Source organism: Brevundimonas sp. A19_0 (genome assembly GCF_017744255.1).
Classification (GTDB): Bacteria; Pseudomonadota; Alphaproteobacteria; order Caulobacterales; family Caulobacteraceae; genus Brevundimonas.
This window is the reverse complement of sequence record NZ_JAGHQP010000026.1, coordinates 1-18,717: the sequence shown is the minus strand read 5'-3', so window position 1 is coordinate 18,717 and position 18,717 is coordinate 1. Positions and strand designations below refer to the sequence as shown.

At 68.8% G+C, this 18,717-nt stretch carries 14 protein-coding genes, 1 pseudogene and 1 riboswitch; of the genes and pseudogenes, 10 read left to right on the top strand and 5 right to left on the bottom strand.

From position 1 onward, the window contains the following. The 3 genes and pseudogenes from J7346_RS14210 to pth all read left to right on the top strand — a co-directional run. On the top strand, nucleotides 1-985 hold a 985-nt coding region (locus J7346_RS14210), incomplete at its 5' end, for a hypothetical protein (RefSeq protein WP_209120629.1). Between the two features lie 150 nt (nucleotides 986-1,135). Further along, a pseudogene (locus J7346_RS14205) lies at nucleotides 1,136-1,729 on the top strand (50S ribosomal protein L25/general stress protein Ctc); the annotation flags it as partial. Between the two features lie 191 nt (nucleotides 1,730-1,920). Beyond that, a complete protein-coding gene (gene pth, locus J7346_RS14200) occupies nucleotides 1,921-2,529 on the top strand; it encodes an aminoacyl-tRNA hydrolase (protein ID WP_209120627.1) in 609 nt (202 codons plus the stop codon). A 3-nt stretch (nucleotides 2,530-2,532) separates the two neighbouring features. Here the strand turns inward: pth and J7346_RS14195 are convergent, their stop codons facing one another. Both J7346_RS14195 and J7346_RS14190 read right to left on the bottom strand, forming a co-directional pair. Further along, nucleotides 2,533-4,185 carry a DUF4139 domain-containing protein gene (locus tag J7346_RS14195; RefSeq protein WP_209120626.1) on the bottom strand — a complete coding sequence of 551 codons (1,653 nt, stop codon included), beginning with the start codon at nucleotides 4,183-4,185 and terminating at the stop codon, nucleotides 2,533-2,535. A 5-nt stretch (nucleotides 4,186-4,190) separates the two neighbouring features. Next, nucleotides 4,191-5,618 carry a DUF4139 domain-containing protein gene (locus J7346_RS14190; protein WP_245157907.1) on the bottom strand — a complete coding sequence of 476 codons (1,428 nt, stop codon included), beginning with the start codon at nucleotides 5,616-5,618 and terminating at the stop codon, nucleotides 4,191-4,193. Nucleotides 5,619-5,785: 167 nt separating this feature from the next. Here J7346_RS14190 and J7346_RS14185 point away from each other — a divergent pair, with 167 nt between their 5' ends. Further along, nucleotides 5,786-6,217 carry a copper chaperone PCu(A)C gene (locus tag J7346_RS14185; RefSeq protein WP_209120625.1) on the top strand — a complete coding sequence of 144 codons (432 nt, stop codon included), beginning with the start codon at nucleotides 5,786-5,788 and terminating at the stop codon, nucleotides 6,215-6,217. 79 nt (nucleotides 6,218-6,296) lie between these two features. Then, complete coding sequence (ychF, locus tag J7346_RS14180; RefSeq protein WP_209120624.1) at nucleotides 6,297-7,391, top strand: redox-regulated ATPase YchF; 1,095 nt, start codon at nucleotides 6,297-6,299, stop codon at nucleotides 7,389-7,391. Here ychF and J7346_RS14175 read toward each other — a convergent pair. Then, a complete protein-coding gene (locus J7346_RS14175) occupies nucleotides 7,388-7,843 on the bottom strand; it encodes a hypothetical protein (RefSeq protein WP_209120623.1) in 456 nt (151 codons plus the stop codon). The two genes, ychF and J7346_RS14175, sit on opposite strands and share 4 nt — an antisense overlap. A gap of 117 nt (nucleotides 7,844-7,960) precedes the next feature. Here J7346_RS14175 and J7346_RS14170 point away from each other — a divergent pair, with 117 nt between their 5' ends. The 5 genes from J7346_RS14170 to J7346_RS14150 all read left to right on the top strand — a co-directional run bounded on the left by J7346_RS14170 (nucleotide 7,961) and on the right by J7346_RS14150 (nucleotide 14,899). Further along, the gene (locus J7346_RS14170) at nucleotides 7,961-10,192 is read left to right on the top strand and encodes a TonB-dependent hemoglobin/transferrin/lactoferrin family receptor (RefSeq protein ID WP_209120622.1); all 2,232 of its coding nucleotides are present in this window, start codon (nucleotides 7,961-7,963) and stop codon (nucleotides 10,190-10,192) included. A gap of 47 nt (nucleotides 10,193-10,239) precedes the next feature. Continuing rightward, entirely contained in the window at nucleotides 10,240-11,223 is a 984-nt protein-coding gene (locus J7346_RS14165; protein ID WP_209120621.1) for a DUF6607 family protein, read from the top strand. Between the two features lie 43 nt (nucleotides 11,224-11,266). Beyond that, nucleotides 11,267-11,398, top strand: a riboswitch (SAM riboswitch). Between the two features lie 59 nt (nucleotides 11,399-11,457). Beyond that, nucleotides 11,458-12,489 carry a homoserine O-succinyltransferase gene (locus J7346_RS14160; RefSeq protein WP_209120620.1) on the top strand — a complete coding sequence of 344 codons (1,032 nt, stop codon included), beginning with the start codon at nucleotides 11,458-11,460 and terminating at the stop codon, nucleotides 12,487-12,489. Beyond that, nucleotides 12,486-13,682: a cystathionine gamma-synthase gene (metB, locus tag J7346_RS14155; protein WP_209120619.1), complete on the top strand. Its 1,197-nt coding sequence runs from the start codon at nucleotides 12,486-12,488 to the stop codon at nucleotides 13,680-13,682. Before J7346_RS14160 ends, metB begins: the two co-directional genes overlap by 4 nt. Then, nucleotides 13,682-14,899: a hypothetical protein gene (locus tag J7346_RS14150; RefSeq protein ID WP_209120618.1), complete on the top strand. Its 1,218-nt coding sequence runs from the start codon at nucleotides 13,682-13,684 to the stop codon at nucleotides 14,897-14,899. Before metB ends, J7346_RS14150 begins: the two co-directional genes overlap by 1 nt. Here J7346_RS14150 and J7346_RS14145 read toward each other — a convergent pair. Together J7346_RS14145 and J7346_RS14140 are read right to left on the bottom strand one after the other, a co-directional pair. Beyond that, on the bottom strand, nucleotides 14,852-16,456 hold the full coding sequence (locus J7346_RS14145; protein ID WP_209120617.1) for a M28 family peptidase: 1,605 nt from the start codon (nucleotides 16,454-16,456) through the stop codon (nucleotides 14,852-14,854). The genes J7346_RS14150 and J7346_RS14145 overlap by 48 nt on opposite strands. An 86-nt stretch (nucleotides 16,457-16,542) precedes the next feature. After that, nucleotides 16,543-18,198: a M28 family metallopeptidase gene (locus tag J7346_RS14140; protein WP_209120616.1), complete on the bottom strand. Its 1,656-nt coding sequence runs from the start codon at nucleotides 18,196-18,198 to the stop codon at nucleotides 16,543-16,545. Nucleotides 18,199-18,717 lie beyond the last annotated feature (519 nt).

Sequence of the window (18,717 nt, the reverse complement as noted above, 5' to 3'; positions counted from 1 at the left end):
TCCCCCGCCGCCGCCCGCGCTTGCCCTGAACCAGGGCGTGTCCGAGGCCGCATCGATCTATGTGGCCTTCATCCGCGAGGTCGGCACCATCCACGCCGGCTTCCCCGATGCCGAGTCCATCCAGACCGCAATCCGCACCGGCTCGGCCTATGAGCCGGCCCAGCTGTCGCGGGGCATGATTGCCTACGGCGCGATCCTGGCCCTGCAATCGCCCGAGTATGTCGCCGGTGTGCGCCAGTACGCGGCCGACCCGGTGCAGCGCGAAGAGGTCATCAATCGCATCATCGCCGACCCGGCCTATGCGGCGACCCTGCCCGGCGCCGATGCGGCGGCCGGCCTGATCGTCAGCACCCTTGGCGAGGACATCGCCGCCCTGTCGACCATCGCCGAGGCCGTCAAGGAAGACGCCTATACCATTCAGGGGCGCGAGGACCCGCGCCGTCGCTGGGCCATCCGTCCGATCGACGACCGGGAAGCCCGGCTGGAGGGCGCCAAGACCCGTTCGGCGGTCGAAATGCTGCCGTCGGCCGAGGACGCCACCCTGCTGTTCACGGCCGCCCACGCGGGCTCGGGCCTGGATCTCGCGCCGATCAAGCTGCAGCCGCCCTACACCCGGCCGGTCATCAACTCGCTGGCGATCGCGGCGCTCGCAGCCCTGGGCGCCGGGGGCGAGGACTTCCGCACCTATACGGACGCCCTGGTGGTCGAGACCAACAGCGAGTTCTGCTTCAATATGTCGAAGCTGAACCTGTTCCAGTGTCTGGCGGCCGCCCGCCCTCACTATGAGGACATCTTCTGCATCGGGCAGCATATTGTGAGCGATCTGGCCACCTGCACGGCCCAGAACGTGGGTCCGATGCCGGCCACCGTGCCGACCACCGCCTTTGCCCTGGACGAAAGCGCGATCAGCACGGTGCCCGCCGCCACGGCGGCCGCGGCGGCCGACACCGCCCAGTCCGAGGCTCCGTCACCCGGGCGCCCCTGAGGCCCCGCCGCAGGCTGTTCCTTCGGGTGCGATAGCCGGTTGCGCGGCGCGTCGCATCCGTGTAATAGCCCGCGCTCTTGAATTCGAGGGATGCGATCCCCGCTGCGCGCTGTCTGTGGATGCGCGGCGTGCGTTATTGAGGCGAGCCCGATGGCCGAGATCATTCTGAACGTTGACGTCCGTGATGGCGTCGGAACCGGCAGCGCCCGCGCCGCCCGTCGTGCGGGCTCGGTGCCCGGCGTCCTGTACGGTGGCGACAAGGCCCCGGTGGCCATCTCGGTCAACGAGAAGGACTTCCGCAAGAACCTGTACACCGGCAAGCTGCTGGGCCACTTGGTGACCCTGAAGTACGGCAAGGAAACCCAGCCGGTCATCGCCAAGGACGTCCAGTTCGACCCGGTCAGCGACCGTCCGCTGCACTTCGACCTGATGCGCGTCGACGAGAAGCAGACGATCAAGATCGAGGTGCCGGTGCACTTCATCAACCACGACGAATGCGCCGCCTTCCGTCAGGGTGGCTCGCTGGAAATCGTTCGCCACACCGTCGAGATCTCGGTGCGCGCCGACCACATCCCCGAGGAACTGGTCGTCGACCTGGCTGGCCACAAGATGGGCGACACCATCCGTATCTCGGACATCAAGCTGCCCAAGGGCGTCGAGCCCGCCATCGGCGACCGCGACTTCATGGTTGCGGCCATCAAGATCTCGTCCGCTGCCAAGGCCGATGCCGCCGACGAGGCTGCGGATGAAGCCGCCGCCGAGGCCGAAGCCGAAGTGGCCGCCGACGAAGTGCCCGCCACCGCTCAGGGCGAAGACGGCGACGCTGCTGCCGAAGAGACCCCGGAGAGCTGATCCTCTTCCTGCTTCACGGCATGATTTGACCCCGCGGCCCATTCCCTTCAGGGAGTGGGCCGCGACCGTTTTGGACCCTGCCCATGATCATCCTGGCGGGCCTGGGCAACCCCGGGCCGAAGTATCAGAACAACCGGCACAACATCGGCTTCATGGCCGTCGATGCGATCGCGGATCGCTGGCGCTTCGGTCCCGAGCGGGCCAAGTTCCAGTCCATCGTGCGCGATGGCGAGGTTGAGGGCCACAAGGTCCTCCTGATGAAGCCGCAAACCTATATGAACGAAAGCGGTCGCGCGGTCGGTGAGGCTGCGCGCTTCTTCAAGGTCGCGCCGGCAAACATCGTGGTCTTTCACGACGAGATCGATCTGGCGCCCGGGCGGTTTCGCATGAAGACCGGGGGCGGGGCTGCGGGCCAGAACGGCATCCGCTCGTTGATCGCTCATCTGGGCGCCGACTTCCGACGGGCGCGTATGGGTATCGGCCATCCCGGCCAGCCCCAGCTGGTCATGCCCCATGTGCTGGGCGATTTTCACAAGGCCGAATACCCGTGGCGTGACGCCCTGCTGAATGCCTGCGCGGACGCCCTACCCTTTCTTCTGGACGGGCAGGACGAGCGCTACCAGGGCGAGGTGCTGCGCCTCGCCCCTGCCCCCAAGTTCAGCCCGCGACAGGCCGCCCAAGGCGGCGACTGAGCGTCAATCGCGGACCCGGAAGGTGTAAGTCAGCGTCTCGCTGCCCCCCGGAGCCAACGCCAAGGTCCATACGGGATAGCCGTTTTCGCTTATGGCGCTGCCGTGGCTCTCATCCGTGATCAGGAAGCCCGGACGATAATAGTCATACGGGATGATCTCGACCGTTGCCGGGTCGCCGCCCGCATTGGTCACCACGACCTCGACCGTGAAGATGGCAGTCGTCACTTCGCCCGTCTGGCTGGATCGATAATCGGTCGTGCGAAGGGTGGAGCGGACGTTGGGCGACTGACCAATCCGCAGTTCAACCGGCAGGCCTACCGGCCGGTCCGTGCTGCGGGCCTCACCGATAAAGAAGCTCGCGCCGCCCCGTTGCTGCTGGCGCAGACTCCAGGTGCCTCCTGGCAACGCCACGCCGAGAGCCGACTCCGGGTCGTTGTCCAATTTCAGGATGATTTCGGTGTCAAAGGGGCCGAGCAATTCCGGCTGGTCGGTGCGCGCGGATACCCGCGCCCGATAGATCCGCTCGATCGGCACGTCCGGACGCTCAAGGAACCGCACCTGCTTGGTCTGGCGGGCCGCCACCGTGGTTCGTTCCGGAAGGGTGTAGATTTTGTAGTCGCCAAGATCGGCCTGCTCGGCGATGAGGGATCCGGTAACAACAACCTCGTCGAACGCTGCGGCCGCCATCGGTGGCGGTGGCGGTGGAGGCGGCGGCGGGGGCGGCACGGCCATGGCCGGTCCAGAATATTCCGGCATTTCGCCCTCGGTCGTCGTATCCTGCGGCCAGCATCCGGCCCGGCGCGGGAGTCGCACCGCATCGACCGGCACGGTGCCCCCCTCTGTCCGGAGATTGCCGGCCACGGCTTGCACCGGGGCGTCGACAAAGCCGGTGCTGCCGAAATTGGCCAGGGTCAGCCAGCCGGTCAGGGTGATGGAGCGCCCGTCCGGCGCCAGTTCGGCCACATAGTCGCTGGACCACTGCAGCCCGGTCGCCAGATAGGCCAGGGTCACCGTATAGCGGCCCGCCTCGCCCGCGCGCGTTCGCACCGACAGGCTGGGTTGATCGCTCAGGCCCTCGGGCACGCGATCGAACACCACCCGCTGGGTCAGGCCCGAACAGCTGAGCGCCTCATAGCCGCCGTCGACCTCCAGCACCGGGCCATTCGCCCCGGCCCGGATGACGGCCGGGCGTTCCTCGGCATTTCCGGTCACGGGGTTGATCCGCACCACCCGAACGGTCTCGCCGATCGATCGCTCGAAAAGCGAGCCGGGCGTCAGCAGATCGAAGTCGGTGTTCCGCTCGATCACCCCGGCCGGCAGGCCCTCCAGCACGGCGCTCTGGCCAACAATGCCGCCCGCCACGCCTTCGAAGCGTATTACCGCCTCGCCCGCGGGCAGATCGACCGTGCGGGTCTCGACGATCAGGGCCAGCCCTTCCCGATCCAGCCGCCTCCAGCTCTGTTGCGACCGGCGCATCAGCTCGACCGTATTCACGGGGCGGTCGCGATAGATGACGACGGACACGGCCTCCGGACCGGATGAAACGGCCAAAGCGGGCTCGGCCACAGCCACCGGCGCGGTGGCCTGGGCCACGGCCGCAGGCGCCGCCAGCCCCGACAGGGCCAGTATGGCGATCAGGCTGACGCCGACGCGCATTACGATCAGCCGCCCGTCTCGATCGTGGTCGTCAGCACGGTCTGGCCATTGGCGGGCACCGGCACACGCCAGACGATGGTCCCGGCGTCGCGCATCTCACCCTCCAGGCTCTGGTCCTGGATCTCGGTGTCGCGGCCCAATCCACTCTGACGGACCTCGACCACCACCGGCTCGCTGCGGGCATTCCGCACCGTGTATTCCATCCGGTAGCGCGAGCGCTCCGTGTTCAGGATGCGTGGCGCCACCCGTTCGTTGCTGACCAGACGCGGCTGGACCGTGACGTCAAACGCATCGCCGGTCGTGATGGCGATGTCCGAGCCGGCGGGCGTGTGGCCGATCTGGTCCTCGCCGATAAAGCGGGGCTCTCCCCCGGCGTCCCGCACATAGACCCGGACCACGCCGGCGGGCAGGGCCTGACCGACGCCCGAGCTGCGGCCGTTCTGGAACAGTACCGCGACCTCGGCCGACTGCGGCTGCTCCCACGTCGCAAAGCCGCCCATCTCGAACAGATAGCGCTTCGTGGCGGGCACGCCCGCCACATCCAGCAGTCCGACCTGCTTGTTCTGGTTGTTGGCGACGGTCACCCGGCCCGGCAGGGGGTAGATGTAGTAGTCCGCCACCCCTTCCCCGCCGTCGGAGGAGGCGTAGCCGTTGCCGCTGCGGCCTCCGCCGTAATAGCCGCCGCCGTTGACCAGATTGACCTCGCCCGCGACCACCCGGGTGCTCGCCTCGCTGAAGGTCGCGCCCGAGCGGTTGGTGATGGTGATCCAGCCGGTCAGGTCCAGCATGCCGCCCTGCTCGTCATATTCGGCGACATAGTCCGCCTTCCACGACAGGCCACTGGTCAGATAGCTGAGCGTCGTCTCGCGATGGCCTCCGCCCTCGGCATCCAGGGTGACGCTCAGAGTGGGGCGTGGGCGAAGGTTCGCAGGCACCTCGTCAAAGATCACCCGGGTCGGCACGCCGTCATCGCGCAGCACCTCGATGCGGTCGCCGATGCGCAGCACCACACCTTCGTTAGCGGCCAGCACCTGGGCCCGTTCGGTCGTCTCGCGGCCCGTGCCCGGATTGATCCGGACGATGCCGATGGTGTCGCCCACGGCGCTCTGCATCAGCTTGTCTGGCGTCAGCAGGTCATAGTCGAAATTCTGCTCGACCACCGACAGACCGCGTCCGCTCAGGCCCACCGTCTCGGGCCGGATGCTGGCCGAGACCCCCGGAAACTCCTGCCGCGACCGCCCCGCCGGGATGTTCAGGTCGCGCACATCCTCCACGAGGGCGATGTCCTGGTTGTAGATGGTGATGGCGACGCGGCCCGGGCCTCCGGGGCGGCTGTCGACCTGTTCCTGGGCCGTAACGGCCGTCGCCGTCAGCAGGAAGGCACAGGCCCCTCCCATAAGCCCCCGTTTGATCTGAGCCGGGCGGAACGACATGGCGAACTCCGTGATAACAGCGACTTGTGGGCAGCACGCTGGCACGGGCCAGTGAGGCTGTCGAGAGGTTCGCCCTGTCCGTTCCTGACGGTCGCGACACTGTGGCGCTTGCAAGCCGGTCGGTCGGGGTCCATTCCGCCCCGCATCGTCGCGGACCGGAGTTCCCCATGCGCCTTATCCTTCTGGCCCTGGCCTGCCTCGGCCTTGCCGCCTGCCAGAATACCACGGTGCCTTCGGTCGAGGTCTCGGACGCCCTTTGCCGGCCCACGCCCAACGGGCGCGACCTGACCGGCTGCTATCTCAAACTGACCGCCTCGACCGAGGACCGCCTGGTCGCCGTCTCGACGTCCGCTGCGGCAGAGGCCCAGATCCACGCGGTATCGACCGAGGGGGGCGTGATGGCGATGGAGGAGATGCCGGACGGCATGCCGCTTCGCGCCAATGAACCCGCCGAACTGGCGCCCGGCGGTGACCACATCATGCTGCTGGGCGTGACCACGCCGCTCAAGCCCGGCGACACGGTCGATCTGGTGCTGACCTTCGAGCGGGCGGACCCCGTGACCGTCACCGCCCAGGTCGGCACCCCGCCCCTGTCCTGACAGGTTGACCGGCTTTGCCCCTGACAAACCGGCCCCGAGCGGCTAAAGCCTCGCCTCGACCCGTTCCCCAGAGAGTTCCATGGCCCTGAAAGTCGCGATCGTCGGCCTGCCCAACGTCGGCAAGTCCACCCTGTTCAACGCCCTGACCAAGACGGCGGCGGCCCAGGCGGCCAACTATCCCTTCTGCACCATCGAGCCGAACACCGGCGATGTGGCCGTGCCGGAACCGCGCCTCAAGGTGCTGGCCGAGATCGCGGGCTCCAAGGAGATCATCCCCTCGCGCATCACCTTCGTGGACATCGCCGGACTGGTCCGCGGCGCCTCGAAGGGCGAAGGCCTGGGCAACCAGTTTCTGGCCAACATCCGCGACTGTGACGCCATCGCCTTCGTCGCCCGCTGCTTCGTCGACGACGACATCACCCACGTCGAGGACCGCATCGACCCGATCGCCGATCTCGAGATCATCGAGACCGAGCTGATGCTGGCCGACATGGAGAGCCTGGAGCGTCGCCGCGTCCAGATGGAGAAGCGCGCCAAGGCCGGCGACAAGGAAAGCCAGCTGAACCTCAAGCTGGTGGATCTGGCCCTCGCCCAGTTGCACGCCGGCAAGCCCGCGCGCACGGCGGAAATCAGCAAGGAAGACCGCAAGGCGTGGGACATGCTGCAGCTGCTGACCGCCTTGCCCGCACTTTACGTGGCCAATGTCGATGAAGGCTCGGCGGACAAGGGCAATGAGCTATCCGACTTGGTCGCCGCCCGTGCCGCGAAGGACGGCGCCAACTCGGTCGTCATCTCGGCCAAGATCGATTCGGAACTGGCCGTTCTGGACGAAGCCGAGCAGCTGGAGTTTCTTGAGACCTTGGGTCTGGCCGAGCCGGGCCTCAACCGCCTGATCCGCGAAGCCTACAGCCTGCTGGGCCTGCAGTCCTATTTCACGGTCGGGCCCAAGGAAGCCCGCGCCTGGACGATCCATGTCGGCGACACGGCTCCGCAGGCGGCGGGCGTGATCCACACGGATTTCGAAAAGGGCTTCATCCGCGCCGAGACCATCGCCTTTGACGACTATGTGGCCCTGCGCGGCGAGGCCAAGGCTCGCGAGGCCGGCAAGCTGCGCGCCGAAGGCAAGTCCTACGTCGTCAAGGACGGCGACGTGATGAACTTCCTGTTCAACTAGGGGGCCGGGTCCGCCGGACAGCGCGTCAGGGCCACGGTCGCCCCATCGCGGTCCGGATAGGCAAGGGTCATCCGGTCTCCGTCGGCGGAGGCGCGAACCGTCTCGCGCGTCTCCTGTCCCTCGGCTTCACACAGCAAGGTGAGCTCGTAGCCATCGGCCAGAGGCCGCGACTGCTCGATGGCGCAGCTGTTCTCATAGCCTTCGAAGCGCGCCAGCGTGATGGTGATCGGCCGTTCCGCGCCGGAGCTGTTGCTGCACCACGAGGGGTAGGCCGCCCAGTCGCCCAGCAATTCCGCGTGGCCGGTCGGCTGGACCGGACCGGGATCAGCCGGCGGCAAGGGTGCGTCCGGGTCCGGCGTCACGGGTCCCCCCTCCATCGAATCCGTCTCGCCGCAGGCGGCGGCGAGGGCGACGACACTGGCAATGGCGGCAAGGCGGATCAGCGGTTTCATAGCCCCCCAACGTCCTACCCCACCTCAAGTTCAGAACGAGTCGCAATTGCGGTTGCTTCTGATAATCGTTCGCAGTAATTGCCCGGCACCTTCACTGTAACTGTCCCGGGGCACACCATGCGTACCTTCCTCCTCGTCTCCACCGCGCTCGTCGGCGTCACTGCTCTGGCGGCTCCGGCCATGGCCCAGACAGCCGTCCGTTCCGTCAGCCTGCAGGCGGCGGCCGATCCGGAGGACCCCACCATCCTCGACCCGATCACCGTGCTGGCGACCCGCAGCGCCACCCGGGTGGACGAAGCCCCGGCCACGGTGACCGTCATCACAGCACGCGAGATCGAGCAGAACCTCTACACAGACATCAAGGACCTGGTGCGCTTCGAGCCGGGCGTCAGCGTCCCGACCCAGCCCTCCCGGTTCGGCGCGGCGCTGGGCTCCACCGGCCGCGACGGCAACTCCGGCTTCACCATCCGCGGGCTCGGCGGCGACCGGGTACTGATGGTGGTCGACGGTGTGCGCACCCCGGACGGCTATGCCTTTGGCCCGCAGAGTGTCGGCCGCGGCGGCTATTCGGACCTCGACCTGATGAAATCGGTCGAGATCCTGCGGGGCCCGGCTTCGGCTCTCTACGGATCTGACGGGGTCGCCGGTGCCGTGGCCTTCACCACCAAGGACCCGGTCGACATGCTGGGCGCCGACCGGGACTGGACGGCCCGGGCGCGCGTCGCCTACGGCTCGGCCGACGACAGCCTCGCCACCGGCCTGTCGTTCGCGGGACGTCAGGGGCCGGTGTCCGGCCTGCTGGCCTGGACCCGGCGCGAGGCCTCCGAGACCGAAAACCAGGGCACGGTCGGGGGCGAAGGCGCCTCGCGCACCGAACCCAATCCCCAGTCCATGCAATCCGACGCCCTGCTGGCCAAGCTGGTCTGGCAGGCCGCGCCTGGCCATCGCCTCGGCCTGACGTGGGAGACCTATGACGCCGACACCGACGCCAATGTCCTGACGGGTCGCAGCGCCAGCGTGCTGGACCTGCGCGCCGAGGACGAGACCTCGCGTCAGCGCGTCAGCCTCAACTGGACCGCCGAAGCCCTCCCCGGGCTCGATCAGGCGTCGGTGACGGCCTATTGGCAGGACGCCGACACTCGCCAGTTCACCTTCGAGGATCGCGAGCCGGCGGCCGATCGCACCCGCGACAACACTTTCGACAACGAGGTCATCGGTCTCTCGGCCCAAGGCCAGCGCGCCCTGCTGGCAGGGGGCCTGGAGCACCGCCTGACCTTTGGTGGAGACTGGTCCGAGACCACCCAGCAGGGTGTGCGGGACGGCACGGTCCCGCCGTTCGGCGAGACCTTCCCCTCCAGCCCCTTCCCGCGCACCGAATATACCCTGAGCGGGCTGTTCGTTCAGGACGAGATCCTGCTGGGGGACGGGTCCCTCCGCCTCATCCCGGCCCTGCGCTATGACCGCTACGAGCTGTCGACGGCCGACGATCCCCTCTTCACCGGCACCAGGGCCGATCAGGAAGACAGCCATCTGTCGCCCAAGCTGGGGGTGGTCTGGTGGGCGACCGATACCTTCGGCCTGTTCGGATCGTGGTCCGAGGGCTTCAAGGCCCCCACCCCGTCGCAGGTGAACAGCGCCTTCGGCAATCTGGCCTTCGGCTATGTGTCGGCGCCCAATCCCGACCTGAAGCCGGAGACCAGCCGGAGCCTCGAGGCAGGCCTTCGCCTGCGCGAGGTTCCGGTGGCCGGGGGCGGGCGGCTGGCGATGCAGGCCGTCGCCTTCCAAGCCGAGTATGAGGACTTCATCAGCCAGCAGGTGGTGTCGGGCTCGTTCACCCCGACCGACCCGGCGGTCTTCCAGTACGTCAACTTCACCGACGTCGAGGTGAAGGGTCTGGAGCTCCGCGGCGACGCTCACTGGGATAATGGCGTCAGCGCCCGCCTGTCCGCCGCCTGGGCGGAAGGAGACCAGACGACGGCCGGCACCACCACAGCCCTGCCCACCATCGATCCGCTCAAGATCGTGGCCGGGACCGGATGGGATGCGCCCTCGGGTCGCTTTGGCGGTCAGGCCATCGTGACCTGGTCCGAGGCCAAGGACGGCGCCGACACCACCGGCCTGACCTGCTCGCCCGACTGCTATGTCGGTGACAGCTTCACCCTGGTGGATGTCACGGCCTACTGGAACGTGACCGACACGGTGACGGCGCGGGTCGGGGTCTTCAACCTGTTCGACGAGACCTACGCCTGGTGGAGCGACATCTCGGGCCTGTCGGCCAGTTCGAGTGTGCTCGACGCCTACACCCAGCCCGGGCGGAATGTTTCCCTGTCCCTGACCTTGCGTCTGTGAGCCGGGACGCGATAATGCGAATGACTTTCATTATGGAGATGCGCCCCATGCGTGCCGCCCTCGCCGCTGCCCTGCTTCTGGGCACCGCCCTGCCCGTCGCGATCCTGCCCGTTGCTGCCCATGCCCAGGTGCAGATGTCGGAGCAGGCGCGCTTCGAGCGGGACCGCCAGTCGATCCTCGCCCAGGCCGGCCAGTACCGCGTGCGGTTCGACATGCGCGAGACCGTGCCCTTCGTCGATGGCTATGAGCCGCTGGACGAGAAGCTGTCGGGGGGCAACGAGATTGTCCGCGTCGTCTATGACGACGGCACGCGCATCAGCCTGCAGCACATCCTGGTCATGGAGCACAACGATCAGGTCACCGTCATCAAGCACTGGCGCCAGGACTGGGTCTATGAGCCGGAAACGGTGCTAACCTATGTCGGCCCCAACGAATGGCGCCTGACCCCCTTGCCCGCCGATCAGCGCAAGGGCGCATGGTCGCAGACGGTCTGGCAGACCGACGACTCCCCCCGCTATGGCGGTGTCGGCGTCTGGCACTACGACAATGGCCTGACCGAGTGGGCGTCATCCCCCACGCTTCGGCCGCTGGCCCGGCGCGATGCCGTGCGGGATCCCGTCTACGACCGCTACCTCGCCAGCAACCGGCACGCCCTGACCCCCTTCGGCTGGGTGCACATTCAGGACAACCTCAAGGTGTCCGGTGCACAGGGCGACGAGGGTGAGGCCCAGGTGATCGTGCACGAGGACGTGGTCAACACCTATCGCCGATGGGACGGCTATGACGCCACGCCGGGCGAGCGCTACTGGACGGACACGCAGCAGTTCTGGGCTGGCGTGCGTGGCCTCTGGGACGAGGTGATCGCCCGCGACGGCGGCATCCACGTTCAGGAAGAGCCGAACTTCGGCGCCGTCACCGGCCCGACTCTGATGGGTCTGGCCGAGCAGATCCACGAGGGCAAGTTGACGACCGAAGCGGCCCTCGCCGAGGCCCGCACCGTGATCATGGATGCCACCTCCGGTAGTCATTGATTTTTCCGCTTGACGGACCCACGGCCCGTCGGCACGCTTAAGTCACTCATCAAGACCGGTCGAGGGATAGGCCCTTTGACGCCGGGGCAACCTTCGCGAAGAGACCCTCTTCGCGAGATGGTGCCAACTCCTGCGAGGGCATCGGTCTCACGACCGGGTCCGCGAGAGATGAGTGAAACGACGGCCCCTCCGGGGTTCTGACGTTTCACGGGTCGATCCACGCACGAGTGCTCGATGAGCGGAGCGCGTGGCATGGTTTCAAACCGGACTTCATCGATCGACTGGCGGGACGTGATCATTCCGCTCGACGGCTTCTGCCTCGCCGACGGCAAGCCGCTGGAGGACGCGCGTCTGAAGGTCCGGCTGTTCGGACCGCAAGGCGCGCCGGTCGTTGCCGTGCTGGGCGGCATCTCCTCGGACCGCCGGGTGGCCGACATCGGTGATGGCCGGGCGGCCTGGTGGTCGCGCATCGTCCGTCCCGGTGGGCCGATCAACCTCGATCAGGTGCAGGTGCTGGGCGTCGACCTCCTGCCCGGCAGGGCCGAAACGGACATTCGCACCCTCACGCCTGCCGATCAGGCACGGGCGCTCGCCATCGCGCTCGATCATCTCGGCATTGCGCAGTTGCAAGCCTTTGTCGGCGCCTCCTATGGCGGGATGGTGGGTCTCGCTTTCGCCAGCCTGTTCCCCGAGCGCGTCGCACACCTTCTGGCCATCTCGGCCCCGCATCACGCCTCGCCCGGTGCCACGGCCCTGCGCGGTATCCAGCGGCGCATCCTGGCGCTGGGGCTGGAGACCGGTCGCTCCGAGGAGGCGGTTGCGCTAGCCCGCGAGCTGGCCATGACCACCTATCGCACCCCCGGCGAGTTCGCCGCCCGCTTCGACGATCCCACGGTGCCAGAGCAGGCGGGCGGGCCCTATGCGGTCTGCGACTATCTGAAGGCGCGCGGCCGGGCCTATGTGCCGCACATGTCGGCGGGTCGCTGGATCAGCCTGTCGGACTCGCTCGACCGGCACCGCATATTGCCCGAGGACGTCGCCGTGCCGACGACCCTGCTCGGCTTCACCTCCGACACCCTTGTGCCGATCTCGGCGCTGGAGCAGCTGGCTGCGCGCCTGCCGGATCTCCGCGCCTTCGTCCGCGCCCCGTCGCTCTACGGCCATGACGGCTTCCTGAAGGAATACGCGATCGTCGCTGACGTCATCGCCCGCGCCCTGCCCGCTCCCCTCACCGCTTCCTGTTGTCTTTCCGGACTTGCCGCATGACCCGTCTTGCCTCTCCCCGCGACCTCGCCACCCGCCTCGCCCGCGTCGGCATCGATCAGGACCCGGCCCACGGCGCCGTCATGCCGCCCCTGCACCTCAGCTCGAACTACAGCTTCGATGGGCTGGAGGGGAAACGCCGCTATGACTACAGCCGGTCGGGCAACCCGACCCGCGACCTGCTGGGCGAGGCTCTGACCGCGCTGGAGGGCGGGGCCGGGACGGTCGTCACCTCCAGCGGCATGGCCGCCGTCGATCTGGTGCTGGCCCCGCTTTCGCCCGGCGACCTGATCGTTGCGCCCCACGACGGCTATGGCGGTACCCACCGGCTGCTGAACGCCCGGGCGGGCAAGGGCCATTTCGAGGTCGCCTTTGTCGACCAGACGGACCCCGCCGCGCTTGCGGCTGCCCTTCAGCGCGGCCCCCGGCTGGTGCTGGTCGAGACCCCGTCGAACCCTCTGATGCGCCTGACCGACATCGAGGCCGTGTGCACGGCCGCCCATGCGGTCGGGGCGAAGGTCGCGGTCGACAACACCTTCCTGTCGCCGGCCCTGCAGCAGCCGATTGCCCTCGGGGCGGACTGGGCGATCCATTCGACGACCAAATTCGTCAATGGCCATTCCGATGTGGTCGGGGGCGCTGTGGTCAGCGCCACCCTTGAGGACCACGAGACCCTGGCGTGGTGGGCGAACTGTCTGGGCACGACCGGCGCGCCGTTCGATTCCTGGCTGACGCTCCGGGGCCTGCGCACCCTGTTCGTGCGGATCGAACGGCAGCAGGCCACCGCCGGAGACCTGGCCGAATGGCTGGTGCGTCAGCCGGGCGTGCGGGCCGTGCACTATCCGGGTCTGGCGGACCATCCGGGCCACGAGATCGCCCGGCGGCAGCAGGCCGGGTTCGGCGCCATGCTGAGCGTTGAGCTGGAGGGGGGCCGCGACGCCGCCCGGGCCTTCGTTGACGGGCTGGAGGTGTTCACGCTCGCGGAATCGCTGGGCGGGGTCGAGAGCCTGATCGCCCATCCGGCCGGCATGACCCACGCGGCCATGACGCCGGAGGCCCGGGCTATGGCGGGGATCAGCGACGGCCTGCTGCGCCTGTCGATCGGGCTGGAGCATGTCGAGGACCTCCGCGCCGAGCTGGCCAACGGTCTGGCCCGCGCGGCCACCCTCGTCTGTCCCCAGCAGGAGGCCGCCTGATGACCGCTCTTTCGCTTGTGGCTGCCGCGGAACGGACGCTCCCGCCGGTCACCCTGTGCCTGCGGGCCGTCACGCCGGACCAGGCCCGGGACGGCGCCGGGCTGGTCTATCGCCATCGCCGCGAAGGTCGGTCGGTTGCTGTACAGGTCGCCGGCGGAGGCGATGCCCTGGCCCGGTTGGTGCAGGCCTGTCGGGACATCGGCCTGGCCCCTTCGCCGGAGCTGACCCTGCGCCTGCTGGACGGTCCGGCGGACCTGAGCCTGTCGCCGCTCGGCCCCCTGCCCGGCCATGGCGGACCGCTGCGCGTGGCGCTGGCCGGATGCGGCGTGGTGGGCGGAGGGGTTCTGCCCCGCCTGCTGGACCGGCCCGACATCGCACTGGTCGGCGTGCTGGTGCGCGATCCCGCCAAGGCGCGGACGCCCGGGCCGGCCCCCGAGCTGGTGGTGACCGATCCCGCGGCCCTGCTGGCGCGAGAGCCCGATGTGGTGATCGACACCCTGTCGGACGCCACGGTTTCGCTGAGCCTGATCCGGGCGGCCCTGTTGCGAGGGGTGCATGTCGTCAGTGCCTCGAAGCAGGCGGTGGCCACGGACTTCGACGGGCTGGCCGGTCTGGCAGCGGCGACCGGGGCGACCCTGCGCTTTTCGTCGGCGGTCGGCGGCGGGGTGCCCATGCTGGAGACGGTGCGGCAGGCGCGGGCGGTGGGGCCGGTCCGGCGGATCGAGGCGGTGCTGAACGGCACGGTCAACTTCCTGCTGAACCGGCTGTCGGAGGGCGTGCCGTTCGACCTGGCGCTGGCCGAAGCGCAGGCCGCGGGACTGGCGGAGGCCGACCCGACGGCGGACCTGAGCGGGCGCGACGCGGCGGCCAAGCTGTTCCTGCTGGCGCGGGCGGCGTTCGGCCCGGGGGCGACGGGGCCGGAGCGGGTCGAGGCCTTGGGCGAAGGCTTCCGGCCGTCCGGACAACCCGTGCGGCAGCTGGCGGTCGCCGACTGTGCCGGGGTACGGATCACCCTGTCACCGGTGGGAGACGACCCGCTGTTCGCCGATCTGGCCGATGCGGGCAACGCCATCCGGGTGACGCTGGCCGACGGCCGGACCCTGTCGCAGACCGGGCTGGGCGCCGGGCGCCGGCCCACCGCCGAGAGCGTGTGGGCCGACCTGGGCGACCTATTGGCGAGCCGCGTCGGAGCGGGCGCGGGTGGCGACGAACTCTGAGTCCGCCTTCCACGTCGGCCAGCGGTCCGAATTGGCGAGGTCCCAGGCGAGGCGGTACATCAGGGTCAGGTTCTCGACCGCCGAGCGCAGGTCGTAATCCTCACGCCATTCGTCGCTGCGCTTGTGATAGTCGCGCGAGAACAGGGCCTGATACTCCGGCAGGCCGACCTCGATCCCGCCCTCGTCCAGATCGACCCCGTGCCAGGGCATCAGGGCCGGCACACCCGAGCGGGCGAAGGGGAAGTGGTCGGAGCGGAAATAGTAGTTCTGCTCCGGCTCGCGGTCGTCGGTGACATAGCGGCCCTCGGCCTCGGCGAGGACGGCGAGGTCGTCTTCCAGCGTGTTCTGGCCCTTGCCGAAGATGGCGAAGTCGCGGGTCGGACCACTGAGCGGCAGCATGTCGATGTTCAGGTCGGCCACGGTCGTTTCCAGCGGATAGACCGGATTGACCGAATAGGCCCAGGCGCCCAGCAGGCCCATTTCCTCGGCCGCCATATGGGCGAAGACCACGGTGCGCTCCGGCTGCGGCGAGACCGAGAAGGCGCGCGCCAGCTCGAGGATGCCGGAGGTGCCGGAGGCATTGTCCCAGGCGCCGTTGAAGACGGTGTCTCCGTGCGCGTCGGGGGCGGCCACGCCGACGTGGTCCCAGTGGGCCGAGAAGATCACGACCTCGTCCGGGCGCTCGGAGCCTTCGATCCTGGCCAGCAGATTGTAGGTGTGAATCTCTTCGCGGGCTTCCTCGATGTCGACGTTGAGGCGCACGCCGGTCAGCTCGACCGCCTTGAAGCGACCAGTATCGACCGTGGCCATGGCGCCGTGATCGACGCCGGCGGCCGTGCCCCAGGCCATGGCCGTCTGCGGACCCACGGTGCCCGTGAAGGGGATGGGGTCGAGGCCCTGGGTCGTCGTGCGGGTCCGGGCCGGACGGCCGGCGATCCGCTGCCACATGGCCGGGTCCAGTTCGAGCGTGATGACGCCGACGGCCCCGCGGCGCAGGGCCTCCATCTTCTTGTAGCCGCTGCTGGAATAGGCCGAGTTGTACTCGCCCCGGAACAGCTCGCCCTCAGGCTCACCGGCCAGCACAATGACGACCTTGCCGGTCACATCGACGTCGCCATAGTCGTCCCAGCCGCGCTCGGGCGCCGTGATGCCATAGCCGGCGAAGACGACCGGGGCATCGGCGATCTGGACCCGGCCGCTGTCGTTCGAGGAGCGCAGCTGCAGGTCGGCGCCGGTCAGGGCATGGCTGACCCCGTCGGGGCCGGTCCAGCTGGCGACCGCGTCGCGAGCAGGGGTGAAGCGATAGAGGGTCACGGGTTGAAGCCACTGACCGTCCGGGCCACCCGGCTGCAGGCCCATGGCCTCGTACTGGGCCTGGAGATAGTCGAGGGTCAGCTTCTCGCCGACCTCACCGGGAACGCGGCCCTGGAAGCTGTCGTCGGCCAGCACGCGGATGTGGTCGGACAGGCGCTGGGCCGAGATGTCCTGCGCGGCGACGGCGCCCGCGGACAGGAGGACAGCGGCGGCGGCGACACCACCCAGAAGACGACGGAACATGAGGGACTCCCGGAACAATTTCGGGCGCACCTTAGGCCGGAGCCCGGGGTGCGCCCATTAAGTTTTCGTCATGTGAGGCCGGAGGTTCAGCGCCGGGCGGCGGCACTTTCCTCACGCACCGGACCGAACTCCGAGCCCGGCTTCCACTCGGGCCAGTCGCGGCTGTTGGCGAGCGCCATGCCGACGGCATAGACGACCTCCAGATCCTCGGCGGCGCCGCGGAAGTCCATGCCGGGCAGCCATTCGTCGGCGGCCTGGTGATAGCGGCGGGCGCCGTATTCGTCGCGCAGCGCCTGACGCTCGGCGACCGGTTCATCGCGGAAGTCGCCCGAGCCCTTGGGATAGGCCATCGGCACGCCGCGCTTGGCCAGCGGGAAGTGATCCGAACGGAAATAGGTGCCGGCGGCATTGTTGGTGTCGGGCACGATCACCCGACCCTGGGTCTGGGCGGCCGCTTCCAGCCGTTCGTCGAGCATGGACTGGCCATAGCCGGTGACGCCCAGGCCCGACAGGCGCCCATAGACGTTCATGGCATCGAGGTTGAAGCCGGCCACCGTGGTCTCAAGCGGATAGAGCGGATTGGCGGCGTAGAATTCCGAGCCCAGCAGCCCGCTTTCCTCGGCGGTGAAGGCGATGATGACGATCGAGCGCTCCGGGCGCGGGCCCGAACCGAACACGCGGGCCAGCTCGATCAGGCCGGCGATGCCCGAGGCATTGTCGACCGCACCGTTGAAGATGCGGTCGCCGTTGGCGTCCGGGTCGCCCATGCCGATGTGATCCCAGTGGCCGGTGTAGAGGATGGCCTCGTCCGGATGGGTGGTGCCCGGCAGGCGGGCGACGACATTGTGGGTCTCGATCTGGCTGGTGGCGACGCTGTAGCTCGCTTCGAGGGTCTGGCCCTCCAGCACGACGGGGCGGAAGTCGCGGCTGCGGGCCGCGACCTTCAGCGCCTCGAAGTCGAGGCCGGCGCGGGTGAACAGGTCGACGGCGACGTCGCGCTGGATCCAGCCCTCGAGCGGCACACGCTCGGCCGCCGCATTCTCGCGCACGATGTCGAACTGCGGGCCCGTCCAGGAATTCTTGACGGTCGTCCAGCCGTAAGAGGCCGGGGCGGTTTCGTGCACGACCAGCACGCCGGCGGCGCCGCGACGGGCGGCCTCTTCATATTTGTAGGTCCAGCGGCCGTAGTAGGTCATGGCCCGGCCGTTGAAGGTGTTCAGCTCGGGCTGTTCATAGTCGGCGTCATTGACCAGCACGACGATGACCTTGCCGCGCACATCGACGTCCTTGAAGTCGTCCCAGTTCCGCTCGGGCGCCGTGGTGCCATAGCCGACGAACACGAGAGGCAGGTCGTCGAGGCGCACCTGGTCGGCCGGACGGCGGGTCGAGATGACGATCTGGTCGCCCTGGGTCAGGGCGCGGCTTTCGCCGTCGTCACTGAATGACGCGCTGACATCGCTGACGGCGAAGCGGCGCAGGGTCACGGCCTGGGTCCAGCCGCCGTTCTCGCCGCCGGGCTCGAAGCCCGCATCCGCAAAGGCCTCGGACAGATAGGCGATGACCTTGTCCTCGGCCGGGGTAGCGATGCCGCGGCCCTCGAAGCTGTCGTCCGACAGGGCCTGCACGTGGGCGGACAGCCGGTCCGGATCGATCCGGGCGGGCGTGCCCCCCATGGGCATGGAGGCGCAGGCGGCCAGCGCCGCTCCCGCGGCCAGAACACTGAGCTTGGACAGCAGACGCATGAACGACCCTCTCGTGAAACCGGGAGTGGACCCTATCGTCTTGCCCCGCTGACGCAACCGGCAAGGCAGGCGAAAGCGCCTCTCGCCGCGCGCGGCAGAGGATATGGAGAGGCGGGCGGCGCACGGGCCAGGGGCCCGGAACCGTATGCGCCCTGCTTTCGCGCTACGGGCGCTGTGTGAATTTTCGGCCCCAAGCCTGGCGCCGCCCCGGTCGGTTCACGCGAGCGGTCTGAAGCTCCGGCCTCTTCCGCCGGGACCGGGGGCGCCGACGAACTTGCGCGGCCCGGCTCGTTTAACCCGGTTCGACCTCTTCCAGACATCTCGGCCCGCGACGGGCGAGGCGTCCAGAAACGCCCCGGGCCCCGGCGTTTACACCAGGCAATCCCGCTCGACCGGCCCCCGCCGCCGCTTCAGTGCCTGGGTCCCGAGGCGCCTCTCCTGCGGCGGAGACGAGGAGAGCTTGGCACGCCCCCGGGGTGAGGCGGGCAAATCGGGTCGGGAAAGGGCGGGGGTGTTGAA